Raw genomic sequence first — 7,948 nt, forward strand, 5'->3', positions numbered from 1 at the left:
GCGCAGGAATATGCAAGACGCCCGCGCCCCGGGCGCCCTACCCTGGCCGCTCGACGATCCAGGAGCTGAAACATGCCGCAAACATCCGCACACCCTCATCAACCGGTCAACCTCGCCGCCAAGCTGGCGGCCATCCACGAGCAGTGGCAGCCGCGCGTGGTGGCCGAGATGAACGACTACCAGTTCAAGCTGGTGAAGCTGGAGGGCGAGTTCGTCTGGCACAGCCATGCCGACACCGACGAGACCTTCATGGTGCTCGACGGCGAGCTGCGCATCGATTTCCGCGACGGCGCCGTGCAACTGCGCGCAGGGGAGCTGTACGTGGTGCCCCGCGGCGTGGAGCACAAGCCCTTCGCCGCGCAGGAGGTGCAGGTGCTGCTGATCGAGCCGCGCGGCGTGGTCAACACCGGCGACCAGGGCGGCGAGCGCACCGCGCCCAACGACGTCTGGATCTGAGCCCCAGCCTCAGGCCAGGCGGTACCAGGCCACGCCCTGCGCGTCCTCGCTGGCCGTCACCCGGCCGCGCTGCACCAGGTAGTTGAGGTTGGCCAGGCACTCGCCGGTGGCCAGCGCCAGCAGGTCCTGGTCGATGCGCCGGGCGAAGAGCGCGCCGAACAGGTCGATGGCGCGCTTCGGGCCTTCCGCCAGCAGCTCCTGCAGGCGCTCCAGGGCCCGCTGGTGGCCGCGCTCCAGGTGCGCCAGGCGCGCATGCAGGGGCTGGAAGGGCTCGTTGTGGGCCGGCAGCACCAGCACGTCGTCGGGCACCTCGCGGCGCACCTTGGCCAGGGACTCCAGCCATTGGCCCAGCGGGTCGGCCTCGGGCTCCGTGGGGAACACCGAGACGTTCGGCGAAATGCGCGGCAGCACCTGGTCGCCGGCGACCAGCAGGCGCAGGTCGGGGCAGTGGAAGCTGGCGTGCTCCGGCGAATGCCCGCTGCCCACCACCACCCGCCAGTCATGCCCGCCGATGCGGATGCGCTCGCCGTCGCGCAGGCGCCGGTAGCTTTCCGGCAGCGGCCAGATGAACTTGCCGAAGCCGCCGAAGCGCGCGCGGTAGTGGGCGATGGCCGCGTCGTCCCAGCCGGCCCGGCGGTAGAAGCGGATGCCCTCGGGCGGCGCCTCGCGGCCGCTGTCGGCGGCCAGCACGCGGCAGTTCATGTATTCGCCGAAGGTCATCCGCAGTTCGCAGCCGTACTCGCGGGTGAGCCAGCCGGCCAGGCCGACGTGGTCCGGGTGCATGTGGGTGACGAACAGCCGCGTCGGCCGCCGCCCGCCCAGGGCGCCGCCGGGGCCCAGCAGCGCGCGCCAGGCGTCCAGGCTCGCCGGGGTGTGCATGCCGGTGTCGAACAGCGTCCAGCCGTCGCCGTCCTCCACCGCCCACAGGTTGATATGGTCCAGGCTCAGCGGCAGCGGCATGCGCAGCCAGTGCACGCCCGGGGCGATCTCACGGCTGGCGCCGGGTTCCGGCGCCGGGCCGCAGGGGTAGTCCAGGGGAATACGTTCGAATTTCATGGGGCTGCCTGAATCCTGGTGCGGTTCATCTGGGGGGGGCAACGCCTACGGCGTTATCCGTCCGCGATTGGGCTCACCGGCCACGCCGGACGCCCCGGTGGCCCGGCCAACGGCGGATAACCGCGAACGGTTATACGCCCTACGGTCCCGGGAACGACGGAGGGAAGGATATGGCAATACTGTGCCAAAGAGTCGCGCCCAGCCCCAGCCACACGGACTATCCGGCCAGGAAATGGCGCATATGCCCTCGGCAAAGGCACAGCTGCCGGCAACCCACCCCACGCGAGGCTCGCCGCCGGCCGGCGCCTGCGCTATCGTCGCCGGCGCCCGCGGGCCCCCCGCTTCGATTCCAGAGAGGACTGACAAGACATGAGCACCCAAGACTCCCCCCTCGACATCCGCAAGATCGGCGTGATCGGCGCCGGCACCATGGGCAACGGCATCGCCCAGGTGTGCGCCGCCGCCGGCCTGCAGGTGGCGATGGTCGACGTCTCCGACGCCGCCGTCGAGCGTGGCCTGAAGAGCATCGACGGCAACCTCGAGCGGCTGATCAAGAAGGACAGGCTGGCCGCCGCCGACAAGCCGGGCATCCTCGCGCGCATCCACGGCGGCACCGACTATGCCGCGCTGAAGGACGCCGACCTGGTGATCGAGGCCGCCACCGAGAACCTCGAGCTGAAGCTGCGCATCCTGCGCCAGGTGGACGAGCTGGTCGGCCCCGACTGCGTCATCGCCAGCAACACCTCGTCGATCTCCATCACCCAGCTGGCGGTGGTGGTGCGCAACCCGCAGCGCTTCATCGGCCTGCACTTCTTCAACCCGGTGCCGGCGATGGGCCTGCTGGAGGTGATCCGCGGCCTGCAGACCGCCGACGAGACCCACGCCCGCGCCCTGGCCTTCGCGGCCCTGGTCGGCAAGACCGCGGTGAGCGTGAAGAACGCCCCGGGCTTCGCGGTCAACCGCATCCTGGTGCCGATGATCAACGAGGCCATCTTCGTGCTCCAGGAAGGCCTGGCCAGCGCCGCCGACATCGACGCCGGCATGCAGCTGGGCTGCAACCATCCGATCGGCCCGCTGGCCCTGGCCGACCTGATCGGCCTGGACACCCTGCTGGCGATCATGCAGGTGCTCTACGACGGCTTCGACGACTCCAAGTACCGCCCCGCCCCGCTGCTCAAGGAAATGGTCGCGGCCGGCCGCCTGGGGCGCAAGAGCGGCCAGGGTTTCTTCAGCTACTGACCGCCCCGCGGAAGGGGTCGCGCGCCCCTTCCACCAGGCAAACGCCACTAGATAGCCATCACATGATCCACAGCGCCAGGCTCTAGCACGCGGCTTCCAGCCGTAGGAAATTTCCGACGAATGACAACCCGGTCACTGGTACTAGTACGAAAAACTGCTAAAACCTGAACGTTGGAAACCAAAGGAGCTATATCCATGAGGATCATGAAACGTCATGCGCTGGCCTTCGCCGTGATGGCCGCGGGCACCCAGCTGGCACAGGCCAGCGCCCAGGACGAGTCGAAGGGATTCATCGAGGACGCCAGGCTCGACCTGCTGCTGCGCAACGTCTACTGGAACCGCGACTACAAGGACCACACCAGCGACGCCAAGGTCTGGGGCCAGGGCTTCATCGGCACCTTCGAGTCCGGCTTCACCCAGGGCACCGTGGGCTTCGGCGTCGACGCCTACGGCCTGCTCGGCGTCAAGCTCGACAGCGGCCGCGGGCGCAACTACACCGGCATCTTCAACGAACACGACGACGGCAAGCCGGTGGACAGCCTGTCCGAGGCCGGCGGCGCGGTGAAGCTGCGCTTCTCCAACACCGTGATCAAGTACGGCAACCAGTTCCCCGACCTGCCGGTGCTCTCCCGCGACGACTCGCGCATGCTGCCGCAGGCCTTCACCGGCGTGCTGCTGACCGGCGAGGAGATCAAGGGCCTGCAGCTGAACGTCGGCAAGTTCACCGCCGACAGCCCCATGGGCAGCCCGGCGCGCGACCCCAACCACCTGGACGAGATCTACCTCTACGGCGGCAGCTACGCGATCACCGACGACCTCAGCGTGGCGCTGTACCACAGCGACGTGCGCGACGTGTTCGAGAAGAACTATGCCAACGTCAACTACACCCTGCCGCTGGCCGAAGAGCAGGCGCTGAACTTCGACTTCAACATCTACCGCACCAAGTACGACGACGGCTCCCAGGCCGCGCTGGACTTCGGCGGCGACGGCGACAACGACCGCAACACCATCTGGAGCCTGGCGGCCAAGTACAGCGTCGGCCCGCACGCCTTCATCCTCGCCCACCAGCGCAGCACCGGCGATGCCGGCTACGCCTACGACTACGGCGACGGCGGCGGCACCATCTACCTGGCCAACTCCTACTACGCCGACTTCAACCTCAAGGACGAACGCTCCTGGCAGGCCAGCTACGAGCTGGACTTCGGCGGCTACGGCGTGCCCGGCCTGACCTACAAGATCGCCTACGTGCGCGGCGACAACATCGACACCGGCGGCGACTCCGACGGCACCGAGCGCGAGCTGTTCAACCAGGTCAAGTACGTGATCCAGAGCGGCCCGGCCAAGGACCTGTCGTTCAAGCTGCGCAACTCCATCTACCGCGCGGACAACGACGTCGGCCCGGACCTCAACGAGGTGCGCGCCTTCATCGAGTACCCGCTGAGCATCCTCTGATGCCGGGGGCCCGCGGCGCCGGCCGCGGGCCCTGCGCCCTACCGTTCGTCGCTGCGGCGCCAGCCACGCGCCTGCGCGGGCCTGTCGGCGGCGGCCACGGCCGCTGCGCTTCCCAGCCCGACTGCCATTTTTTCGCCAGTATCCCGGGCCCGCATTGGCCAGTACGGTGACACCATTGCGCCCTCCGGGCGCTGAACTATGGTGGTCAACAGACCTTCGGCCCGTCTGGGCAATCGGGTTCCCGCAGTCCCGCATCAAGGCCTGACCTCGCAGCAAGGACGCGATCCCCCATCCCCCTTCCTGCCACGCCGGGCATCGATGCCCGTCTTCCCGATCGCGTGCTGTCCTGCAGTCCGCATCGTCCTCTGTGCACCGAGTAGTTCAATACCCGGTCCGCGCGCCGTTCTGCTGAGACCGGACTTCAGAGTGATTGCTGAGGAGTTCCGCTCATGCCGTCCAACCTCACCTACCCCGGCGTCTACATCGAAGAAGTACCCAGCGGCGTGCGCAGCATCACCGGCGTCGCCACCTCCATCACCGCCTTCGTCGGCCGTGCCCTGCGCGGCCCGGTGAACCGCCCGGTGCGCGTGCAGGGCTTCGCCGAGTACAGCCGGCTGTTCGGCGGCCTGTGGCAGCCGAGCACCCTCGGCTACGCGGTCATGCAGTTCTTCCAGCACGGCGGCAGCGACGCGCTGATCGTCCGAGTGTTCAACGGCGACCTCGACGACGACACCGCCACCCTCACCCTGGCCACCGCCGGCGGCAGCCTGGTGCTCGCCGCCGCGAGCCCGGGCGCCTGGGGCAACCGCCTGCGGGCGACGGTGGACCACGCCACTCGCGACAGCGCCGACACCCTGCTGTTCAACCTGCTGGTGGAGGAACTGGACCGCCCCGGCGGCACCACCACCGTGGCCTCGGAAGTGTTCCGCAACGTCTCGGTGGACCCGCTCAGCCCGCGCTTCGTCGACACCCTGCTCAAGGAGCAGTCGGCGCTGGTCCGCGTGCTCACCTCGGCGCCGACCACCGAGAGCCCCGCCGACGCCACCGTCGCCGTGGCCAACGAGGACGGCACGGCCACCGCCGCCGGCACCCTGGGCGACGACGGCGGCGACCTCGACGACGGCGCCATCACCGGCGACCAGGACCTGCGCAGCGGCCTCTACGCCCTGGAAGCGGCCGACCTGTTCAACCTGCTGTGCATCCCGCCGCTGACCCGCGACACCGACCTCGACCCCGCCACCTGGGCCACCGCCGCCGGCTACTGCCAGGAACGCCGCGCCGTGCTGATCATCGACTCGCCGGCGGACTGGACGGCCAACCCGGGCAGCGCCATCGGCGATGCCGAGGATGGAGTGAACGCCCTGCGCGCCAGCGTCGGCAACGACGACGCGATCAACGCCGCGGCCTACTACCCGCGCCTGCGCCTGGCCGACCCGCTGGCGGAGAACCGCCCGGCCGACTTCGCCCCCTGCGGCGCGGTGGCCGGGATCATCGCCCGCACCGACGTGCAGCGCGGCGTGTGGAAGGCGCCGGCGGGCCTGGCGGCGTCCTTCTCCGGCGTGCAGGGCCTGACCTACGCCATGACCGACCGGCAGAACGGCGTGCTCAACCCCCTGGGCCTGAACTGCCTGCGCAGCTTCCCGGTGGCCGGCCACCTGGTGTGGGGCTCGCGCACCCTGGCCGGGGCCGACCTGCTGGCCTCGGAATGGAAGTACCTGCCGGTGCGGCGCCTGGCGCTGTTCCTCGAGGAAAGCCTGTTCCGCGGCACCCAGTGGGTGGTGTTCGAACCCAACGACGAGCCGCTGTGGGCGCAGATCCGCCTCAACGTCGGCGCCTTCATGCAGGACCTGTTCCGCCAGGGCGCCTTCCAGGGCAGCAGCCCGCGCGAGGCGTACTTCGTCAAGTGCGACCGCGAGACCACCACCCAGAGCGACATCAACCGCGGCGTGGTGAACATCCACGTCGGCTTCGCCCCGCTCAAGCCCGCCGAGTTCGTGGTCATCAAGCTGCAGCAGATGGCCGGCCAGGTCGCCGTCTAGGGAGGAACCTTCCATGGCACAGTTCAGCGTCAACGCCCAGCGCTTCGATCCGTACAAGAACTTCAAATTCCGCGTGAAATGGGACGGCCGCTACGTCGCCGGCATCAGCAAGGTGGGCGCCCTGAAGCGCAGCACCGAACTGGTCGAGCACCGCGAGGGCGGCGACCCCTCCACCTCGCGCAAGTCGCCCGGGCGCACCAAGTTCGAGGCCATCACCCTGGAGCGCGGGGTGACCCACGACACCGAGTTCGAGCGCTGGGCCAACAAGGTCTGGAACTTCGGCGCCGGCCTTGGCGCGGAAGTGTCGCTGAAGGACTTCCGCAAGGACCTGATCATCGAGGTGTACAACGAGGCCGGCCAGCTCGCCCTGGCCTACAAGGTGTTCCGCTGCTGGGTCTCGGAATACCAGGCGCTGCCGGACCTGGACGCCAACGCCAACGCGGTGGCCATCCAGACCCTCAAGCTGGAGAACGAAGGCTGGGAACGCGACTACGACGTGACCGAGCCGACCGAACCCAGCTACAACGAGCCGGCCTGAGGCCATGGCCGCGCTGAGCTGCGCGCAGCTGCTGGCGCTCTGGGAACAGGGCGCGCGCCGCCATCCGCTGGACCGCGCCTTGCTGCTGTTCGCCCAGGCCGCCCCGGAACGCCCGCCGGAAAGCCTCGCCGACGCGCCCCTGGGCGCCTGCAATGCCGCGCTGATGCGCCTGCGCCGCGAGACTTTCGGCAACCGCCTGGCGCTGTGGCTGGACTGCCCCGGCTGCGGCGAACGCCTGGCGTTCGAACTGGAGCCGGCGCAGTTGCCGCCGCTGCAGGCGCCGCCGGAACAGGTCGAGGTGCAGGGCCTGCGCTTCCGCTGCCCGGCCAGCCGCGACCTGGCCGCCATCGCCGGCCTGGCCGACGCCGAGCACGCCGCGCGGCAACTGCTGCTGGCCTGCGCGGAAGACGCCACGGCGCTGCCGCGGGACGAGCAGGCCCTGGGCGAGCTGCGCGAAGCCCTGGAAGCCGCGCTGGAGACGGCCGATCCCTGGGCCGACCTGGCCCTGGCCTACCGCTGCCCGGCCTGTGGCGCGGAGGGCGAGGCCAGCCTCGACGTCGCCGCCTACCTGTGGGAGGAGATCGACGGCAGCGCGCGGCAACTGCTCGACGAAATCCACCTGCTGGCCCGCGCCTACGGCTGGAGCGAGGCGCAGATCCTCGCCCTGGGCGATGCGCGCCGCGCCGCCTACCTCGCGCGGGTGGCGCCATGAGCGGGCTGCTGCGCCGCCTCGCCGCCCAGGCCGGCGGCCAGCGCGGAGCCATCCTCCATGCGCCGGCGCGCCTGCCATTCCAGCCGGCGCCCGAACGGCTGGACTGCGGCGAGGCAAGGCTACCGGCAGCCCTGCCCGGCGCAGCGCTGCCAGCCCTCATGGAGTTGCCCGCATCACCGGCCATCACGCCCACGGCAGCCGTGCCACCAGCCCGGCCACACGCGGCCGCGGCGCAGAGGCCGGGTGAAGCGCCGCCGGCTCCAGCCGTGCAAGCCGAGGAATCTTCGCCCGTCCAGCAACCCAGGCTTCCCGAGCCGCTGCTGGCCGAGCAGCCGCTGAATCTGTTCATCCACGTGCCGAACAGCCCAGGCGTCCCCGTCCAGGAAACGGCAGCACCGCCCACGGAAAGCCATCCGGCAGTGTCCCGCCACGAAGCCCCGACCAGGGCCGATGCCA

At 70.0% G+C, this 7,948-nt stretch carries 7 protein-coding genes and 1 pseudogene; 7 read left to right on the plus strand and 1 reads right to left on the minus strand.

Features of this window, described 5'->3' with window-relative positions; all coding sequences use genetic code 11:
• Positions 1-72: 72 nt before the first annotated feature.
• A complete protein-coding gene (locus DK254_RS03280) occupies positions 73-456 on the plus strand; it encodes a cupin domain-containing protein (protein WP_109932186.1) in 384 nt (127 codons plus the stop codon).
• A gap of 9 nt (positions 457-465) precedes the next feature.
• Here DK254_RS03280 and DK254_RS03285 read toward each other — a convergent pair whose 3' ends face one another.
• Positions 466-1,512: an MBL fold metallo-hydrolase gene (locus tag DK254_RS03285; RefSeq protein WP_109932188.1), complete on the minus strand. Its 1,047-nt coding sequence runs from the start codon at positions 1,510-1,512 to the stop codon at positions 466-468.
• A gap of 369 nt (positions 1,513-1,881) precedes the next feature.
• Between DK254_RS03285 and DK254_RS03290 the strand changes: the two genes are divergently transcribed.
• The 6 genes and pseudogenes from DK254_RS03290 to DK254_RS34470 form a co-directional block, all read left to right on the plus strand.
• Positions 1,882-2,751: a 3-hydroxybutyryl-CoA dehydrogenase gene (locus DK254_RS03290; protein ID WP_109932190.1), complete on the plus strand. Its 870-nt coding sequence runs from the start codon at positions 1,882-1,884 to the stop codon at positions 2,749-2,751.
• A 195-nt stretch (positions 2,752-2,946) separates the two neighbouring features.
• On the plus strand, positions 2,947-4,203 hold the full coding sequence (locus DK254_RS03295; protein WP_109932192.1) for an OprD family porin: 1,257 nt from the start codon (positions 2,947-2,949) through the stop codon (positions 4,201-4,203).
• Positions 4,204-4,652: 449 nt separating this feature from the next.
• The gene (locus DK254_RS03300; protein ID WP_109932194.1) at positions 4,653-6,242 is read left to right on the plus strand and encodes a phage tail sheath C-terminal domain-containing protein; all 1,590 of its coding nucleotides are present in this window, start codon (positions 4,653-4,655) and stop codon (positions 6,240-6,242) included.
• Positions 6,243-6,255: 13 nt separating this feature from the next.
• The gene (locus DK254_RS03305; protein WP_074980862.1) at positions 6,256-6,780 is read left to right on the plus strand and encodes a phage tail protein; all 525 of its coding nucleotides are present in this window, start codon (positions 6,256-6,258) and stop codon (positions 6,778-6,780) included.
• Positions 6,781-6,784: 4 nt separating this feature from the next.
• A complete protein-coding gene (locus DK254_RS03310) occupies positions 6,785-7,492 on the plus strand; it encodes a hypothetical protein (protein WP_109932196.1) in 708 nt (235 codons plus the stop codon).
• Positions 7,489-7,948 (plus strand): annotated as a pseudogene (locus DK254_RS34470) (hypothetical protein); the annotation flags it as partial. The gene DK254_RS03310 and the pseudogene DK254_RS34470, both read left to right, overlap by 4 nt.

It is taken from the genome of Pseudomonas sp. RW407, from assembly GCF_003176655.1.
GTDB classification, from domain to species: domain Bacteria; phylum Pseudomonadota; class Gammaproteobacteria; order Pseudomonadales; family Pseudomonadaceae; genus Pseudomonas; species Pseudomonas delhiensis.